The sequence below is a fragment of the Variovorax sp. PAMC28562 genome (assembly GCF_014303735.1).
Classification (GTDB): Bacteria; Pseudomonadota; Gammaproteobacteria; order Burkholderiales; family Burkholderiaceae_C; genus Variovorax.
Genome location: NZ_CP060296.1, coordinates 3,075,638 through 3,093,390, shown reverse-complemented (window position 1 = coordinate 3,093,390; position 17,753 = coordinate 3,075,638). Strand labels below are relative to the sequence as shown.

13 protein-coding genes are annotated in these 17,753 nt (G+C 65.8%); 3 read left to right on the top strand and 10 right to left on the bottom strand.

Going from position 1 to position 17,753, the window contains the following annotated elements; all coding sequences use genetic code 11:
* Position 1 precedes the first annotated feature (1 nt).
* From H7F36_RS14545 to H7F36_RS14500, 10 genes are all read right to left on the bottom strand, one after another.
* A complete protein-coding gene (locus H7F36_RS14545; RefSeq protein WP_187051494.1) occupies positions 2-1,603 on the bottom strand; it encodes a cytochrome ubiquinol oxidase subunit I in 1,602 nt (533 codons plus the stop codon).
* 24 nt (positions 1,604-1,627) lie between these two features.
* Positions 1,628-3,409, bottom strand: a complete 1,782-nt coding sequence (locus H7F36_RS14540; RefSeq protein WP_187051493.1) for an amino acid ABC transporter ATP-binding/permease protein — start codon at positions 3,407-3,409, stop codon at positions 1,628-1,630.
* Complete coding sequence (gene cydD / locus H7F36_RS14535; protein ID WP_187054986.1) at positions 3,406-5,298, bottom strand: thiol reductant ABC exporter subunit CydD; 1,893 nt, start codon at positions 5,296-5,298, stop codon at positions 3,406-3,408. The genes H7F36_RS14540 and cydD overlap by 4 nt, the downstream gene beginning before the upstream one ends.
* A 213-nt stretch (positions 5,299-5,511) precedes the next feature.
* Positions 5,512-6,741 (bottom strand): acyltransferase family protein, encoded by a 1,230-nt coding sequence (locus H7F36_RS14530; protein ID WP_187051492.1) that lies wholly within the window; start codon positions 6,739-6,741, stop codon positions 5,512-5,514.
* Position 6,742: 1 nt separating this feature from the next.
* Positions 6,743-7,705, bottom strand: a complete 963-nt coding sequence (locus tag H7F36_RS14525; protein ID WP_187051491.1) for an NAD(P)H-dependent flavin oxidoreductase — start codon at positions 7,703-7,705, stop codon at positions 6,743-6,745.
* 62 nt (positions 7,706-7,767) lie between these two features.
* Entirely contained in the window at positions 7,768-9,558 is a 1,791-nt protein-coding gene (locus H7F36_RS14520) for an acyl-CoA dehydrogenase (RefSeq protein ID WP_187051490.1), read from the bottom strand.
* Positions 9,559-9,630: 72 nt separating this feature from the next.
* Positions 9,631-10,563, bottom strand: coding sequence for an electron transfer flavoprotein subunit alpha/FixB family protein (locus H7F36_RS14515; protein ID WP_187051489.1), 933 nt, complete (start codon positions 10,561-10,563; stop codon positions 9,631-9,633).
* Between the two features lie 2 nt (positions 10,564-10,565).
* Positions 10,566-11,315 (bottom strand): electron transfer flavoprotein subunit beta/FixA family protein, encoded by a 750-nt coding sequence (locus H7F36_RS14510; protein WP_187051488.1) that lies wholly within the window; start codon positions 11,313-11,315, stop codon positions 10,566-10,568.
* 153 nt (positions 11,316-11,468) lie between these two features.
* On the bottom strand, positions 11,469-12,761 hold the full coding sequence (locus tag H7F36_RS14505) for a mechanosensitive ion channel family protein (protein ID WP_187051487.1): 1,293 nt from the start codon (positions 12,759-12,761) through the stop codon (positions 11,469-11,471).
* Positions 12,762-12,797: 36 nt separating this feature from the next.
* Complete coding sequence (locus tag H7F36_RS14500; protein WP_187051486.1) at positions 12,798-13,751, bottom strand: histone deacetylase family protein; 954 nt, start codon at positions 13,749-13,751, stop codon at positions 12,798-12,800.
* A gap of 77 nt (positions 13,752-13,828) precedes the next feature.
* Between H7F36_RS14500 and H7F36_RS14495 the strand changes: the two genes are divergently transcribed.
* The 3 genes from H7F36_RS14495 to H7F36_RS14485 are packed head-to-tail and all read left to right on the top strand — an operon-like array spanning position 13,829 to position 17,717.
* A complete protein-coding gene (locus tag H7F36_RS14495; RefSeq protein ID WP_187051485.1) occupies positions 13,829-14,749 on the top strand; it encodes an AAA family ATPase in 921 nt (306 codons plus the stop codon).
* The gene (locus H7F36_RS14490; protein WP_187051484.1) at positions 14,746-15,723 is read left to right on the top strand and encodes a DUF58 domain-containing protein; all 978 of its coding nucleotides are present in this window, start codon (positions 14,746-14,748) and stop codon (positions 15,721-15,723) included. Before H7F36_RS14495 ends, H7F36_RS14490 begins: the two co-directional genes overlap by 4 nt.
* The gene (locus H7F36_RS14485) at positions 15,717-17,717 is read left to right on the top strand and encodes a transglutaminaseTgpA domain-containing protein (protein ID WP_187051483.1); all 2,001 of its coding nucleotides are present in this window, start codon (positions 15,717-15,719) and stop codon (positions 17,715-17,717) included. Before H7F36_RS14490 ends, H7F36_RS14485 begins: the two co-directional genes overlap by 7 nt.
* Positions 17,718-17,753 lie beyond the last annotated feature (36 nt).

Sequence of the window (17,753 nt, the reverse complement as noted above, 5' to 3'; positions counted from 1 at the left end):
TTTACTCCGCTGAAGCAAGAGGAAAGTGGGCGACCGGCACGATGCGCTGGTGCGATTCGCCGACGTCGGGCGCATGCTCGTGCTCGGGCCCCTTGCGGATCGCCTTGAGCATCAACTTGACCTCGATGACCAGCAGCACCGTGTACAGCGCGATGAAGCCGAAGATGGTGAGCAGCAAGGTCTTCACGCCGAGGTCCGACACCGCGACCGCCGTCGGCAACACGCCTTCGATGACCCACGGTTGGCGCCCGAATTCGGCCACAAGCCAGCCGGCCTCGATGGCGATCCAGGGCAGCGGGATCGACCACACGGCAACCTTAAGCAACCAGCGGTGGTCGTCGAGCCTGCGGCGCGCCGACAGCACGAAGAACGTCGCGGTCAACGCGATCAGCAACATGCCGATGCCGACCATGATGCGGAACAGCCAGAACAACGGCAGCACCTGCGGCACGGTGTCCCAAGCGGCCTTGGAAATCTGCTCGTCGGTGGCTTGCCTCGGGTCGTCGACGTAGCGCTTCAAGAGCAAGGCGTAACCGAGTTCGGGTGCGTTGTTCTCGAAGGTGTCGCGCACGCCTTGCGACACGGTCTGCGTGCTGCCAGCCGCACGAATCTGCTGCAGCGCGTCGTAGGCTTTGATGCCTTCGCGGATGCGGACCTCGGCGCGCTTCACCAGTTCGTCGATGCCAGGGATCACCGTGTCGAGCGAGCGGGTGCCGATGAGTCCCATCACTGCCGGGATGTGCAGCGCGTAGTGCGTCTCGCGGGCAGTTTGATCGGGGAAGCCGAAGACAGTGAAGGCGGCCGGCGCAGGCTTGGTTTCCCACATACCTTCGATGGCGGCCAGCTTCATCTTCTGGTGCTCACTCGACAGGTAGCCGCTCTCGTCACCCAGCACGACGACCGACAGCGAGGCGGCCAGGCCAAAGGACGCGGCCACCGTCATCGAGCGCTTGGCCAGTTCGATGTGGCGCCCTTTGAGCAGGTACCACGCCGAGACACCGAGCACGAAGACCGACGCACAGATGTAGCCGGCCGACACCGTGTGCACGAACTTGGCCTGCGCCACCGGGTTGGTCAGCACCGCGAAGAAGTCGACCACTTCCATCCGCATCGTCTGCGGATTGAAGGCCGCGCCGACCGGGTTCTGCATCCAGCCGTTCGCGATCAAAATCCACAACGCCGAGAAGTTGGAGCCGATGGCGACGGCCCAGGTCGTCGTCAGATGGCCGACCTTGGAGAGCTTGTCCCAGCCAAAGAAGAACAGACCGACGAAGGTCGCTTCGAGGAAGAAAGCCATCAGCCCTTCGATGGCCAGTGGCGCGCCGAAGATGTCGCCGACATAGTGGCTGTAGTAGCTCCAGTTCATGCCGAACTGAAACTCCATCACCACGCCGGTCGCAACGCCCATCGCGAAGTTGATGCCGAACAGCACGCCCCAGAACTTGGTCATGTCGCGCCAGATCACGCGGCCCGTCATCACGTAGACGGTCTCCATGATGGCCAGGATGATCGACAGCCCGAGCGTGAGCGGCACGAACAGGAAGTGATAAAGCGCCGTGGCGGCGAACTGCAATCGGGACAGTGCAACGATGTCGAAGTCCATGGGGTTTCCTTTTCTCTTTCTTCTTCAATCGGGGCGCAGCGCACGCAGCGCCGCTTCGAAACCGGGGGTGCCGCGACGCAGGTCGGCGACGATGTGGCCGGCTTCCATGCGGACCAGTCGATCGGCCAGCGCGGCCTCGCGGCGCAGGTGCGTGGCGATGAGTACGGTGCGCGGTCCGGCGTGTTGCGCAAGGCGCTGCAGCACGTCACGTGCGATCTCTGTATCGAGCGCTTCGGTCGGCTCGTCGAGCAGCCAGAAGTCCGTGGGGCGCAGCAACAGCCGCGCGAGCGCGAGCCGGCGCGACTGGCCACCCGACAGGCCGAGGCCGCCTTCGCCGAGTCGCATGTCCAGGCCTGCAGCGGCGGTGCGAATGTCGGGTGCGAGGCCTGCCGCTTCGAGCGCGTGCCAGAGGCGAGCGTCGTCGGCTGAAGGATCAGCGAGGCGCAGGTTATCGCGCAGGCTGTCCTGGAACAGTTCGGTGCGTTGCGTGAGCAGGCAGGCAGGCAGCATCACGGCGGTGCCGGAGCGTGGCGTCAACTCGCCGGCCGCGATGGCGAGCAGCGTGGACTTGCCGGCGCCGCTGGGGCCGATCAACGCAACGCGCTCGCCGACGTCGATGCGCAGCGACACGCCGTGCAAGACGTCCGAGCCGGCCCTGGAAGGCGCAGCGGTGATTTCGTGGAAGCGCAATGCGATGCCGCTCGTCAGCGAGGCGGGGGCGTTGGACAGGGCAGCGCCGACGGACTCGCTCGATGCGGTCGGTGCCGATGGCGCCGATGGTGCGATCGAGCCGGATGTGAACGGCTTCGACTGCATATCGTCCAGCGCCATGCGCGGCGCGAGTCGCCGCACTGCCAGCCAGGTGCGTCCTGCATCGAGCGCGCCGCGCCGCATGGCAGCGAAGGGCTCGACCGCAGTGAGCGCGACCAACAGCGCGAGTGCAGCAGCCGGCGCGCCGATTCGGCCCTCCCCGACCAGCACGCCGACCGCCAGCAACACCGCTACCAAACTGATCGTGCCGGCCATGCCATACGCTGCACCGGCGTTGGCTTCTAGGCGATTCAACGCGAGGTCGGCTGCGGCAAGGCGCCGATCGGCGTCGGCCAGCGCAGCACGCTGCGCGTCGATGCGGCCGGCCATGATGAGGTCGCTCTGCCCGGCGACAAGATCGACGGCGCGTGCACGCAGCACTTCGATCGCATGCGCACGTTGCACCGATGGCCGTCGCGCGCGACGTGCCACGACGAAGGCGATGCCCCAACCACTTGCGACGAGCCATACCGCCAACGCGATGCCCAGGCCAATGTGCATGAAGCCGAGGACGACGCCGGCCAGCACCGCAGCGCCCAATGCCGCCATCGCGGGCACGACGAGCCGCAAATACAAAGACTCGAGCGCGTCGATGTCCGAGGTCAGCCTGAACAGCACACGCGATGGGCGCATCAGCAACTCGCGCGCGGCACCGGCACGCGCCCAGCCGCGGAACAGCTGCACGCGCAACGCCGCCAGCACGGCGAAGGTCGCGTCGTGCGTGACCAGTCGCTCGCCGTAGCGCGAGGCCGTGCGGCCGACCGCCAGCAAGCGGATGCCGGCCGAAGGCATGAAGACGTCGAACATGAACGCGGTCGCGACGTTGGCACCGGCCAGCGCCGTCGCGGTGATGAACCAGCCGGAAAGGCCGAGCAGCGCCATGCCGGTGAGCACGGTGATTGCAGCAAGCAGAGCGCCGAGCAGCAATGCGCGGGGTTGCGTGGCAAGAAAGGGGCGCAGGATCAGACTGACGCGATCCTTGCGGGCGGTGCTCATGCGGCTTCCCTCACGACTTCGCGCACTTCAAAAGTGTCGGCTGCGCCCAGGCTGACCACCCGATCCAGACGCGCGGCCAGCACCGGGTCATGCGTCGCAACGATCAGAGTCTTGCCGCGCGCCAGCGCCATTAGCGCATCGGTCACGCGCAGCGAGGTTTCGGTGTCGAGGTGGGCTGTTGGCTCATCGACGAGCAGCAGATCGACGCCCGCATTCACCACGACACGCGCCAGCGCCAGCCGCACCGCCTCACCACCCGAAAGTCCACCGCCGCCCTCGCCCAGCGCAACACCCAATCGGGCTTGCGCCACATCGGCGAGGCCCGCGAAGCCGAGCGAGGTTTCGATGCGCGCTGCATCGACGCCGATGCGACCGAGGCCGACGTTGCTTTGCACGGAGCCCGCGAACACATGCGGCCGCTGGCCCATCCAGCCGATACGCTGGCGCAGCGCGCCGACGCTGCGGTCTGTCAGCACAGTGCCGCCGATGACGATGTCGCCGCTGTCGGCCGGCAGCAGGCCAGCCAGCAACGACAACAGCGCCGTCTTGCCGGCACCGCTCTCGCCCACTAAGGCGACGTGTTCGCCCGGTGCGACCCGCAGATTGATGTCGGAAAAAAGTGTCGCCTCGCCGACGTGTGTGAAGTGCAAATGGCGCACGACGACGGACGGCGCGGAATGCGGTGACGATGCCTTGCCGTTGACGCTCGTGGTGCTGGAAGCTGCATTGGCCGCGGTCACCGCATGGATCGCCCGGACCGGCGCAGGATCGGCTGCGAGAGCGCTCATGGATACGACGGCGCCGGGCAACCGCACGGTGCCGTTACCCAACGCCGTGAGCGCCTGCAATGCCACCTCGCCGGCAGCACGGTCGTGCCAAACGGCCGAAAGCTCACGCAGCGGCTCGAAAAACGCTGGCGCCAGCAGCAGCACGAAGAGGCCTTGCCCCAAGCCGAGCGGCCTGCCCCATGTGCCGAAATGGAGTGTGCCCAGCAAGTGGAACCCAACGTAGGCCGCGACCATCGCGACGCCGAGCGCCGAGAAAAGTTCGAGTACCGCCGACGACAGGAACGCGATGCGCAGCACGGCCATCGTGCGGCGGCGCAGCGATTGCGCGGCGTCGCCGAGCCGCTCGGCCGTGCGGTCGACAGCGCCGAGCGCACGCAGCGTGGCAAGGCCGCGCAGCCGGTCGAGCAGGAAGGCGTTCATGCTGCCCATCTCGACCATCTGCGCCTCGCTGGCGGCGCGGGCGCGCCAGCCGACGAGTGCCATGAACACGGGGATCAACGGCGCCGCAACGAGCAACACGAGCGCAGCGACCCAAGAGAGGCTCGCGACCACGACGAGGATCACCAACGGCACGAGCGTGACGCGCAGACGCACCGGCTGATAGCGCACGAGATACGGCATGAGCGCTTCGGCCTGCTCGGCGATCACGCTGGAGGCGGCACCGGAGGCGGGGCGATGGCGGTCGAGCGGTGAGCCGCTTGCCAGCGCCGCCGCGGCCCGTGCACGCAAAATCGACAGATGGGCGCGCGCTTTGCCGAAGAGCTGGCGCGTGCCCCACGCGTCCAGCAGCGCGCGCAGCAGGCCGAGCGCCAAGATGCCGAGCGCCGGCGCAAGCACAGCGGACAGCGCAGGCGACAGCAACTCGGTCCATGACCCGGAATGCGCTGCGATCGCGAGACCTGCGACATCGGTATCGCCTCGATGGCCGACTGTTTGCGACATGCGCTGAACCGCCCAAGCCAGCAACGCCGCCTGAGGCAACCAGAGCAACGCCGCCGCCGCCTGCAACACACCGCCCACGCCGGTCGCCGCGAAGAATCGCAGCGAGGGCGCCGGGGCGGCGGGAGTCGGCGCAGCCGAGGCAGCCGAGGCAGATCCCATCTTCTTCATGTTCTTTTTAGTTTCAGCAATCGCTGAAGGTTTGCACAACATGGCCGGCGCTCGTCGATGCCGCCAGTCCGTGCCGTGAGGTTGCCCGCTGCGCCTGCGAGACGCAACCGTGCCTAGAAGGCCGAATTGATCTGTGTCAAGAAAAGGACCGGAGATCGGCCAGCGCTGCGCGTGGACACCGGCGGTGCCGGCGGTTCGCCCGGCTCAGAGCGAAACGAGGAAGCCGCAGACCAGCAGCCCGGCGAACAGCGCGAGCACGGCGCGCCAGCTCGCGGGGCGCAACTCGATGCGGCGATAGAGAACCCACGCTGCCGCCAGCGAGAGTGCAATGGCCGCGACCATGCCCGCTGCGTCGATCCAGGGGGCGGCAGGTGCCCAATGGCTGACCACCGCGCTGACCAGCAGGATCACCGGAAAGTGAATCAGGAACAGGGAGTACGACATGCGTCCGAGTTGTGCGAGCGGCTGGGCCCACGCCGGACACGCAGACGACTTCAGCCAATGCAAACGCTGCGCTCCCGCTATCGCGAGCGCCGTCGCGAGCGCAATGGCGATGCGGCTGCGCCACTCGAACGCCAATGCCGATACGCCGAGCAACGCCAACAGGAGAAAGCCGGCACGCCATGCTGCCGGACTGCCGTGTTTGTCGGACCGGTCGGCGCAACCGATCCAGAACGTCAACATCCCCAAACCATAGGCGCCGAAAAAGTAAAGCGCCGTCGCGTCGAGTTCAGCGTGGAGATTGAAAAAAACGAGGGAACTCGTGGCGAGGCCGAACACGATCACCACGGCAATCCAATGCGCACGCAACGAACGCGCGACGCTGTTGGATATGTTGCTCATGTCGCCAATGTCCTGCGCGTCTTCGCTGCCGCGACGCCAGTGCCGCTCGACCCATGCCGCCAAGCCAACCGCGGCCAGCGACAGCGCGAACAACTGGAAGTCGATCGCCACGTACCACACACCGGCCGACAAAGCGTCGTAGCCGAGCAGATCCTGCAGCAGCAATCCATGCGCCAGCAGCTGCATCAGGTTGGGTACGCCGGGCACCGCGTCGTCGTGTAGCAAGGGCCTTGCGAAAGCGGCCACGACCACGCTGACGATGAGCGCTGCGAGGTACGGAATGATCAGCCGCAGGTACCGCCGCGCAATACGTTCCAGCGGCCTGCCGGCGTTCAGCTGCCCTGCCGGGGCCATGCTGCCAGCAGTCAGAAAACCGGCAATGACCAGGAACACCTGTACGGCCAGGCGCCCATCGGTCGACAACCAGTGGATGAGCGCAGGCGCCAACGGAAACGCGACTTCGGGCATCGGCCCGTAGCGCGCCAGGTGATGGCCGACGATGACCAGGCACGCCAGTCCCTTGACGGCGTCGAGCAGCGGTATGCGCGCCGCGCGGTCGTCCACCGTCGACACGTCCACCGGGTCCGGCATGTCAGAGCGACAGGCGGGCCCTTGCCTCGGCATATTCGCGCTTGAGCTTTTCGACGAACATGGCGGCCGTGCCGACCTCCGTCACGGCACCGATGCCCTGACCCGAACCCCAGATGTCTTTCCACGCTTTGGCCTTGCTGCCATCGCCGGATGCGAAGTTCATCGTCGTCACATCGCCTTCAGGCAGGTTGGCCGGGTCCATGCCGGCGGCCACGATGCTCGGCGCCAGGTAGTTGCCATGCACGCCGGTGAAAAGGTTCGAATAGACGATGTCGTCGGAGCTGCCGTCGACGATCGCCTGCTTGTATTCGTCGCTGGCACGCGCTTCTTCGGTCGCGATGAAGGCGGTGCCGATGTAGGCGAAGTCAGCCCCCATCGCCTGCGCTGCGAGCACCGCGCCGCCGGTGGCAATGGAGCCCGACAACGCGATCGGGCCGTCGAACCACTGGCGGATTTCCTGGATGAGCGCGAACGGGCTCTTCACGCCCGCATGGCCACCGGCACCTGCGGCCACGGCGATGATGCCGTCTGCGCCCTTCTCGATCGCCTTCTTCGCGAACTTGTTGTTGATGATGTCGTGCAGCACGACGCCGCCGTAGCGGTGGATGGCTTCGTTCACGTCGGTGCGCGCGCCGAGCGAGGTGATGACGATCGGCACCTTGTACTTCACGACCATTTCCATGTCGTGATCGAGCCGGTCGTTGCTCTTGTGGACGATCTGGTTGATGGCGAACGGCGCGGCCGGCTTGTCCGGATTGGCCTTGTTGTAGGCCGCGAGTTCCTCGGTGATTTCGATCAGCCACTCTTCGAGTTGCGCCGCCGGACGCGCGTTCAGCGCCGGCATGGAACCGACCACGCCCGCCTTGCACTGCGCGATGACGAGCTTCGGTGTGCTGATGATGAAAAGCGGCGAGCCGATGATGGGCAGCGGCAGGTTCGCAAGCACAGGTGGCAGTTTCGACATGGTCTGTTGTCTTTTTGAAGTTATTGAATCAGGGTCGGAAAGTCGGGTTCAGAAGTCGAGAGTCAGAAGGACTCGAGCGCCAGCGCGGTCACGCTGTCGGCGCCATCGACGATGCTGTCGCGTACCGCAGGCACCTTGTTCAGGATGTGCTCTGCATAGAAGCGCGCAGTAGCGACCTTGGCCTTCATGAATGCCAGGTCGGTGCCGGCCTTCGCGAGGTCTTCGGCCGCGATGAGCGAGCGCGCCAGTTGCCAGCCCGCCATCAGGTTGCCGGCCAGCATCAGGTACGGCACGCTGCCTGAGAACACCGCGTTGGGCGATGCCTTGGTATTGGTCGCCACGAAGCCGACGACTTCGACAAAGGCTTCGCGCGCGGCCTTCAGGCGCTTCAAGACGGCAGCCGCATCGGCACTGTCGCGCTTGGCGAGTTCAGCTTCGGTCTTCTCGATTTGTGCGGCGATGGCCCTGGCTGTCTGGCCGCCATCGCGCGCCGTCTTGCGGCCGACCAGGTCGTTCGCCTGGATGGCGGTCGTGCCTTCGTAGATCGTCAGGATCTTGGCGTCGCGGTAGTACTGCGCGGCGCCCGTCTCCTCGATGAAGCCCATGCCGCCGTGCACCTGCACGCCAAGCGACGTCACTTCCAGGCTCATCTCGGTGCTGTAGCCCTTGATCAGCGGCACCAGGAATTCGTAGAAGGCGGTGTTCTGCTTGCGCGTGTCGGCATCGGGGTGGTGATGCGCAGCGTCGTAGGCGGCCGCGGCCACGCTGGCCATCGCTCGGCACCCTTCGGTGTACGCACGCATCGTCATCAGCATGCGCTTGACGTCGGGGTGATGAATGATCGGCGCGCTGGCGTTCATCGAGCCATCGACCGGGCGGCTCTGCACGCGGTCTTTGGCGTAGGCCACCGCGTGCTGATAGGCGCGCTCGGCGATGGCGATGCCCTGCATGCCGACGGCATAGCGGGCCGAGTTCATCATGATGAACATGTACTCGAGGCCTCGGTTCTCCTGGCCGACGATATAGCCGACAGCGCCGCCGTGATCGCCGTACTGGAGCACCGCAGTCGGGCTGGCCTTGATGCCGAGCTTGTGTTCGATGCTGACGCAGTGCACGTCGTTGCGTTCGCCGAGCGACCCATCTTTGTTCACCATGAACTTCGGCACGACGAAGAGGCTGATGCCCTTCACGCCTTCGGGCGCACCGACCACGCGTGCCAGCACGAGGTGGACGATGTTCTCGGCCATGTCGTGCTCGCCGTACGTGATGTAGATCTTGGTGCCGAAGACCTTGTACGTGCCGTCGGGTTGCGGCTCGGCACGGCTGCGCACCATCGCCAGATCGCTGCCGGCTTGCGGCTCGGTCAGGTTCATGGTGCCGGTCCACTTCCCGCTGATGAGCTTTTCAAGATAGATCGCATTCAGCGCTTCGGAGCCGGCGGTCAGCAGCGCTTCGGTCGCGCCATCGGAGAGCAGTGGGCACAGCGCGAAGCTCATGTTGGCGGAGTTCAGCATCTCGCCGCAGGCTGCGCCGATGGTTTTCGGCAAGCCCTGACCGCCAAAAGCAAGCGGATGCTGCAGGCCCTGCCAGCCGCCCGCCGCGTACTGCGCAAAGGCTTCCTTGAAGCCCGGCGTGGTCGTGACGACGCCGTCCTTGAACGACGACGGATTGCGGTCGCCCGCCACGTTCAGCGGCGCAATGACGTCCTGGTTGAACCGGGCGCATTCTTCGAGCACGGCCTGCGCCGTCTCCAGGCCGGCGTCTTCGAAGCCGGGCATTTTTGCGATTTCTGCGATGTCGGCCAGATGTTCGATGTCGAACAGCATGTCCTTGATCGGTGCGATGTAGCTCATGTCTTTGTCTCCAGATACAGGAAGGGCATCGCGAACGATGCCCTTGAATGACTTACCCGACGTTGCGCGAACTCAAAGCGCCTTGACCAATTCAGGCACGGCCACGAACAAGTCCGCCACCAGCCCGTAGTCGGCCACCGAGAAGATCGGCGCCTCTTCGTCCTTGTTGATCGCCACGATCACCTTGGAGTCCTTCATGCCGGCCAAGTGCTGGATGGCCCCAGAGATGCCGGCAGCGATGTACAGCTGCGGCGCCACGATCTTGCCGGTCTGGCCCACTTGCCAGTCGTTCGGCGCGTAGCCTGCATCCACGGCAGCCCGGCTGGCTCCCAGGCCCGCATTGAGCTTGTCCGCCAGCGGTGCCATGATCTCCTGGAACTTCTCGGCACTGCCCAGGGCCCGGCCCCCGGAGACGATGATCTTGGCGGCCGTCAGTTCAGGGCGCTCGCTCTTGGTCACTTCCCGGCCGACGAAGGCGCTCTTGCCGCTGTCGGCCACGCCTTCGGCGGTTTCGATCGTGGCACTGCCACCGGTCGCGGCTGCCGCGTCGAAGCCGGTGGTGCGCACGGTGATGACGATGGTCTTGTCGCTCGACTGCACCGTGGCGATCGCATTGCCCGCATAGATCGGCCGCTCGAAGGTGTCCGGCGCATCGACCTTGGTGATGTCGCTGATCTGGGCGACATCCAGCTTGGCGGCGACGCGCGGGGCGACGTTCTTGCCGTTAGCGGTCGACGGGAACAGGATGTGGCTGTAGTTGCCGGCGATCGCGAGGACCTGTGCGGCGACGTTCTCGGCCAGGTTCTCGGCCAGGCTGGCGCTGTCGGCCACGATGACTTTGGCGACGCCCACGATCTGGGCGGCGGCTTTGCCGGCTTCGGCGGCATTGGCACCGGCGACCAGCACATGGACCTCGCCACCGCAGGCGATGGCCGCGGTGACGGTGTTCAGGGTCGCCGGCTTGATGGTGGCGTGGTCGTGTTCGGCAATAACTAATGCGGTCATGTTCAGATCACCTTCGCTTCGTTCTTCAGTTTGTCGACCAGGGCGGCCACGTCGGCCACCTTGATGCCGGCACCGCGCTTGGGCGGTTCCGAGACCTTCAGGGTCTTCAGGCGGGGGGTGACGTCCACACCCAGGTCTTCGGGCTTGAAGACGTCCATCGTCTTCTTCTTGGCCTTCATGATGTTGGGCAGGGTGACGTAGCGCGGCTCGTTCAAGCGCAGGTCGGTCGTGATCACGGCCGGCAGGTTCAGGGTGAGGGTTTCCATGCCGCCGTCGATTTCACGCGAGACGGTGACTTTGTCGGCGGCCAGGTCGACCTTGGAGGCGAAGGTGGCCTGCGGCAGGTCGGCCAGAGCCGCGAGCATCTGGCCGGTCTGGTTGGCATCGTCGTCGATGGCCTGCTTGCCCAGGATGATGAGGTGCGGCTGTTCCTTGTCGACCAACGCCTTCAGGAGCTTGGCGATGGCCAGGGGCTGCAGCTCGGCGGTGGTTTCGACCAGGATGGCACGGTCGGCGCCGATGGCCATGGCGGTGCGCAGGGTTTCCTGGCACTTGACGTCACCGCAGGAGACGGCGATGACCTCGGTGACGATGCCTTTTTCCTTGAGGCGGACCGCTTCTTCGACGGCGATCTCGTCGAAGGGGTTCATGCTCATCTTGACGTTGGCGATGTCCACGCCGCTGCCGTCGGATTTGACGCGGACCTTGACGTTGTAGTCGACGACGCGTTTGACGGGTACCAGAACCTTCATTGGTTTGACTCCATTGGATTTACGAAACCGGTGTGCCGCAGGGCAGCCAAACATTCTAGGCGGCGACCTCTGCGTGGACTGTTCATATCGATCACCCGACCCCACCGTGCAGGTGGGCAGGACACAAAAACGAACGATCGTGCTTTTGTGTGATTATAGGCGAGTGCCGCGTTCGGGCAAAGCACCTGCCGATGGCGCGGTCGGCAAAGATTCGACGCGCACCACGCGCTGCGGAAACGGAATGTCGATATGCGCAACGCGCAGACCTTCAAGCATCGCGATGTTGATGGCGGAGCGCACGTTGTCCTTGCCCTTTTCCGGATCGGCGACCCAGAAGTTGAGGCTGAACTCGAGCCCGTCCGGCGCGAAGGCGACCAGGTAAGCAACAGGTACCGGGTCGCTCAAAACCCGCGCCTGCGCCTTGGCGGCGTCGCACAGAATGTTCTGCACTTGCGCCACATCGCTGTCGTAGCCCACCACGATGTTGGTCGTGATGTTGAACTTCATGTCGGCGATCGACAGGTTCTCGACCCGGCTGGTGATGAGCGTTTCGTTCGGCACGATCGACTCGCGACCATTGCCAGCACGAACCAGTGTGTAGCGCGTCTTGATGTCGGTGATACGGCCTTCGAAACCGTCGACCTTGACGTTGTCGCCGATGCGGATCGAGCGCTCCAGCAAGATGACGAAGCCGCTCACGTAGTTGGCCGCGAGCTTCTGCAAACCGAAGCCCAGGCCGACGCCGACCGCACCGCCCAGCACCGACAGCGCAGTGAGGTCGACCCCGACCGCCGACAACGCGAACAGCAGACCGACCAGCAGCAACGCAGCGCGCACCGCGTTCGATGCCACTTTGCGCATCGACAGATCGGATACCGCCTCGCGCAGGATGCGTTTTTCGATCGTGGCGGAGATCCACAGTGCGATCACCATCACCACGCCGGCCCAGAAGATGCCTTCCAGAATTGTCCGCACGCTGACGTGCGTTTTGCCGAAGTCCAGCGAGATTGCATCGAGTTCGGCCAGCACCGGCGGCAGCAGCCCGACGATCCACAGCACCGCTGCGATCCAGGCGATCCAGGAAATGGTGCGCTCGGCCAGCCGCACCAGCGCCGAAGTCGGGAACACGGCCCGCAGCACCCGCGCGAAAAGCCGGATGGCGACGAGCGACAGGAACACCGGCACGGCGATGCGAAGCACGACCACCGGCAGGAAGCTCGCCGCACCGCGTCGCGCCAGATCGCAGAACAGCAGCGCCAGCAGCGGGAACAGCAACCCGTCCCAGAGACGCTCGCCGAACCAAATCGAATCCTTGGGCTGGTCGCGGCCGAACCAGTGGCACACGATCCATGCCAGCGCGACGCATGCGAACAGCACGGCCACTTCGATCGCGACACTGCGCGGATCGACCTGCGACAGGCGCTCGGAGAACTGGCTGAAATCCATCGACCCCATCTTCACGCGCTGGTCACAAGTCCGCGGTCACAGGTCAGCCAAAACCCGCACGTGCGCTTCGACGCTGCGGGCCAGCGCGTCGAGGCTGTAGCCGCCTTCGAGCATCGACACGATGCGGCCCTTGGAATAGCGCTTGGCGATATCGCGCACCCGTCCGGTGATCCAGGCAAAGTCGTTTTCGTTCAGGCCCAGCTGGCCGAGATCGTCCTCGCGGTGCGCATCGAAACCGGCACTGATGAAGATCATCTCGGGCTGGAATTCTTCGAGCCGCGGAATCCACATCATCTCTATTAGCTCGCGCACATCCATGCCCTTGGTGTACGCCGGCACGGGCAGATTCAGCATGTTGGCGGCCGGATGCTCGGCGCCGCTGAACGGGTAGAAAGGGTGCTGAAAGATGCCGACCATCAGCACGTGCGGATCGTTCGACAAGATGTCTTCCGTGCCATTGCCGTGGTGCACGTCGAAGTCGACGACAGCGACGCGCTTCAGGCCGTGCACCTCGATCGCGTGGCGCGCAGCAATCGCGACGTTGTTCAAGAAGCAGAAGCCCATCGCCTTGTCGTGGCAGGCGTGATGACCGGGCGGGCGCACGGCGCAAAAAGCGTTTTCGAGCTCCCCGGCCATCACCGCGTCGGTCGCCGCGATGACTGCACCGGCAGCACGGCGCGCGGCCAGCACGGTGAACTTGTTGAGCGAGGTGTCAGGGTCGATCGGCGCGTGATCCGGGCCGCCTGCGGGCGCATCGGCTATCAGCCGCTGACTCAACTCTTCAAGATGTTCGAGGTGCGCGACGCTGTGCGCCCGGGTGATTTGCGGCAGCGTGGCCAGCGGGACTTCGCAGCGTTCGAGCGCATCGGCAACGCCGGTGGCGAGGAGCCGGTCTTCGATGGCATCGAGCCGCTCGGGGCATTCGGGATGACCCCGGCCCATCTCGTGCTTCCAGAAGTCGCGATGAATGAAGTAACCGGTTTTTCCCATGTCTCTGTCGCCCGCCGAAGCCTCGTTCAGCACAGGGCTGTTGGACCTTACGGTATTGTTTGCATATGGATACAAAAATGGGCGTCGCCGCAAAGCTCGCCAGTCTTCTGAGTCAGCTTAACACGGTGATTGTGGGCAAAGAGGCCCAGGTCAAGGACTGCGTGGCATGCCTTTTGGCGGGCGGGCACCTGCTGATCGAGGACGTGCCGGGAGTGGGCAAAACCACCCTCGCCCATGCGCTTTCGCACACCTTCGGGCTGCATTTTTCACGCGTGCAGTTCACCGCCGACCTGATGCCGGGCGACCTCTCCGGCGTAGCGATCTACGACCGCACGCAACAGGCCTTCGTGTTCCACCCCGGGCCCATTTTTGCGCAGGTGCTGCTGGCCGACGAAATCAACCGTGCCAGCCCCAAGACCCAAAGCGCGCTGCTCGAAGCGATGGAAGAAAAGCAGGTGACGGTCGAAGGCGAGACCCGGCCGCTGCCAACGCCCTTTTTCGTGATCGCCACGCAGAACCCGCACGACCAGCTCGGCACCTTCGCCCTGCCCGAATCGCAGCTCGACCGCTTCCTCATGCGGATCTCGCTCGGCTACCCCGACCGCGCCGCCGAACGGCTGTTGCTGGCCGGTGCCGACCGCCGCGAGATGCTCAGCGGCTTGCCGGCGTTGCTCACACCGGGCGAACTCACCGCACTCCAGCAAAAGGTCCAGCAGGTGCATGCGGCCGAAGCGCTGCTCAACTACGTGCAGGACCTGATCGCCGCAACCCGCAATGGCCGTTGGTTTCTTCAGGGCCTGTCGCCGCGCGCCGGCATCGCAGTGCTGCGCGCGGCCAAGGCACAGGCGCTGCTGGCCAATCGCGACTACGTGGCGCCGGACGACGTGCAGGCGGTGTTGCCACAAACGATCGCGCATCGGCTGACTCCGGTCGGCGACGCCGGTCGCGGCTCGGTCGAACAGGTGCGCGCGATGATCGCGGCGGTCCCGCTTCCATGAACCCTGTCGCGGCGCTGCGGGGCCGCATCGACCGCTGGTTCCTGTCGCGCCGGCCGCCGTCGGACACGCTGGAGCTGACACAGCGCAACGTCTACATCGTGCCGACCCGCGCTGGCTGGATGCTCGGCGCCACCCTGCTGGTGCTGCTCATCGCGTCGATCAACTACCAGCTCAATCTGGGCTACTTGCTCACCTTTTTGCTGGCCGGCAGTGTCGCGGTCGGAATGCACGTTTCCCACGCCACGCTGCGCGGCCTGTCGATGCACCTCATCGCACCCGAAGCGCAGTACGCCAGGGCGGGCGCGGTGTTTCGCGTGGTGCTGCACAACGCGCGACGCTCGGTGCGTTACGGCATTGGGATGGCGGTGCGCGGCAGCGGGCAGTGGGCCTGGACCGATGTGCCGGCCGAGAGCAGCGCCACCGTCGAGATCGCCTTCCAGCCGGAAACGCGCGGCTTGCATCCGGTGCCGCCGTTGACCGCGGAGACGCGCTTTCCGCTCGGCACCTTTCGCGTCTGGACCGTCTGGCGCCCCGCCGCGCAAATGCTGGTGTACCCGGCGCCGGAGTTGCATCCGCCGCCGCTGCCGCCCGGCGAGCCATTGTCCGGCCAGGCCGCTTCGGCCGCACTGATGCGCTCGCAAGGCGCGGGCGAATACGACGGCGTGCGCGCATACCGGCGTGGCGATCCGCTCAAGCTCGTGGTCTGGAAGAAGGCGGCCAAAGCCCAGGCTGCCGGGTCGGAAGACCTGGTGAGCCGCGACGCGCAACAGGCCCAGCGCGAAGAGCTGTGGCTCGATGCGGAAGCCACCGGACTGCCCGATCTCGAAGCCCGCCTGTCGCGCCTGTGCGCCTGGGTGTCGATGGCCGATCGGCTCGGCGTCGACTACGGCCTGCGCGTGGCCGGCCGCACGCTCAAGCCATCGCAAGGGGAAGCGCACCGCCGCGCTTGCCTGGAGGTGCTGGCGACATGCTGAAGCGACTCGCCGCCCTGCCGCGCGACGCCCGGGACACGCTGTTTTTGCTCGTGGTCATCGGCATCGTGGTGCTGCCGCAAATCGGCAATTTGCCGTGGTGGTGCACCGGCCTCACCGCCGCCGTGCTGCTGTGGCGCGGCACGCTGGCCGTGCAGGCACGGCCGCTGCCCGGCCGCTGGTGGCGCGCTGCCCTGCTCGCGGTCACGCTGATCGCCACCTTTGCAACGCACCGGACCTTGCTCGGCCGCGATGCCGGCGTCACCTTGGTCATCGTGCTGCTGGCGCTCAAGACGCTAGAGCTGCGGGCGCGGCGCGACGCCTTCGTCGTCTTCTTTCTGAGCTTCTTCGCGATGCTCACCAACTTCTTCTATTCGCAGTCGCTGATGACCGCCATCACGATGCTGGTCGCGCTGCTCGGCCTGCTGACGGCGCTGGTCAATGCGCACATGCCGGTCGGTCGTCCGCCGTTGACGCAGGCTGCAAAGACGGCGGGCTGGATGGCGCTGGCCGGCGCCCCGATCATGCTGGCGCTGTTCCTGCTGTTTCCGAGGCTGGCGCCACTGTGGGGCACGCCCGGCGATGCGATGGCGGGACGCAGCGGCTTATCGAACACCATGCGCGTCGGCACCATCGCGCAACTGGCGCTCGACGACACCATCGCGGCGCGCATCAAGTTCGACGGTGCCGTGCCCGCGCAGCGCGACATGTACTTTCGCGGACCGGTGCTGGCGCAATTCGATGGCCGCGAGTGGACGGCCCTGCTGCCTTGGGCTCGCGGCGCGCTGCAACCCAACTTGCGTGTGCAGGGCGCGCCAGTGCGCTACGAGGTCACGCTCGAAGCCAGCAATCGGCCCTGGGTGCTGACGCTGGATGCCGCGTCGAGCGCACCGCGGGTGCCAGCCGGTATCGAGGTGACGGGCACGTCCGACCTGCAGTGGTTCGCCAACCGCACGCTGAACGACCTCGTGCGATACCGCGCCGAAAGCTACACGCAGTTCTCCAGCGGTCCGTTGCAGCGCACTGCTTCTTTGCAGGCTTACCAAGCTTTGCCTAACGGCTCGAACCCGCGCACGGTCGCGCTGGCCGCGCAGATGCGCAGCGACCCCGCACTGGCCGGCGCCGACACGCCCGCGCTCGTGCGTGCGGTGCTCGAACGACTGCGCACCGGTGGCTACACCTACACGCTCGACCCCGGCATCTACGGCAACGATACTGCCGACGAGTTCTGGTTCGACCGCAAGGAGGGTTTTTGCGAGCACATCGCTTCGTCCTTCGTCATCCTGATGCGGGCGCTCGGCGTTCCGGCGCGCATCGTCACCGGTTATCAGGGCGGCGAACTCAACGTCATCGACAACTATTGGGTGCTGCGCAACAGCGACGCCCATGCGTGGGCGGAGGTATGGCAGGAGGGCAGCGGCTGGCAACGCGTCGACCCGACCGGCGCGGTGGCGCCGGGCCGTGTCGGCCGATTGCAGCGGCTGGTGCCAGAGCCAGGCATTTTTGCCGGTGCGATCGGCGCAATGGCCCCGACCTTCGCGATCGACATGCGCGCGGCCTGGGAGGCCATCAACAACGGCTGGAACCAGTGGGTGCTCAACTACACGCAGAGCAGCCAGCTGAACCTGCTGAAAAACATCGGCTTCGACGCGCCCAGCCTGGAAGACCTGGCCTACGCACTGATCTATCTGCTCATTGGTGCCAGCCTGATCGGCGCCGCTTGGACCTTGTGGGACCGGCGCAGCCACGATCCATGGCTCCGCTTGCTCAGGCAGGCGCGCAACCGACTGCAGCGCGCCGGGCTGGAGCTTCCGGATGCGGCGCCACCGCGGCAGATGGCACTGCAGACGCGAGAGCGTTTCGGCCCCGCGGGGCAGGCGACGCACGACTGGTTGCTCAAGCTGGAGGCGCAGCGCTATGCACGGGCATCGCCCGAAGCAGACACCACGTTGCGCGGGCTGCGTGCGGAGTTCCGACGGCTCGCCTGGCCACGCTGAGGTCGCCGCTTGACGCGGCCGGAACTGGCGCGCGTC

Excerpts from the sequence above, each read along its gene's own strand:
- H7F36_RS14545 (WP_187051494.1), bottom strand. The coding sequence starts at position 1,603 with ATGGACTTCGACATCGTTGCACTGTCCCGATTGCAGTTCGCCGCCACG.
- H7F36_RS14540 (WP_187051493.1), bottom strand. The coding sequence starts at position 3,409 with ATGAGCACCGCCCGCAAGGATCGCGTCAGTCTGATCCTGCGCCCCTTT.
- cydD (WP_187054986.1), bottom strand. The coding sequence starts at position 5,298 with ATGGGATCTGCCTCGGCTGCCTCGGCTGCGCCGACTCCCGCCGCCCCG.
- H7F36_RS14530 (WP_187051492.1), bottom strand. The coding sequence starts at position 6,741 with ATGCCGGACCCGGTGGACGTGTCGACGGTGGACGACCGCGCGGCGCGC.
- H7F36_RS14525 (WP_187051491.1), bottom strand. The coding sequence starts at position 7,705 with ATGTCGAAACTGCCACCTGTGCTTGCGAACCTGCCGCTGCCCATCATC.
- H7F36_RS14520 (WP_187051490.1), bottom strand. The coding sequence starts at position 9,558 with ATGAGCTACATCGCACCGATCAAGGACATGCTGTTCGACATCGAACAT.
- H7F36_RS14515 (WP_187051489.1), bottom strand. The coding sequence starts at position 10,563 with ATGACCGCATTAGTTATTGCCGAACACGACCACGCCACCATCAAGCCG.
- H7F36_RS14510 (WP_187051488.1), bottom strand. The coding sequence starts at position 11,315 with ATGAAGGTTCTGGTACCCGTCAAACGCGTCGTCGACTACAACGTCAAG.
- H7F36_RS14505 (WP_187051487.1), bottom strand. The coding sequence starts at position 12,761 with ATGGATTTCAGCCAGTTCTCCGAGCGCCTGTCGCAGGTCGATCCGCGC.
- H7F36_RS14500 (WP_187051486.1), bottom strand. The coding sequence starts at position 13,751 with ATGGGAAAAACCGGTTACTTCATTCATCGCGACTTCTGGAAGCACGAG.
- H7F36_RS14495 (WP_187051485.1), top strand. The coding sequence starts at position 13,829 with ATGGGCGTCGCCGCAAAGCTCGCCAGTCTTCTGAGTCAGCTTAACACG.
- H7F36_RS14490 (WP_187051484.1), top strand. The coding sequence starts at position 14,746 with ATGAACCCTGTCGCGGCGCTGCGGGGCCGCATCGACCGCTGGTTCCTG.
- H7F36_RS14485 (WP_187051483.1), top strand. The coding sequence starts at position 15,717 with ATGCTGAAGCGACTCGCCGCCCTGCCGCGCGACGCCCGGGACACGCTG.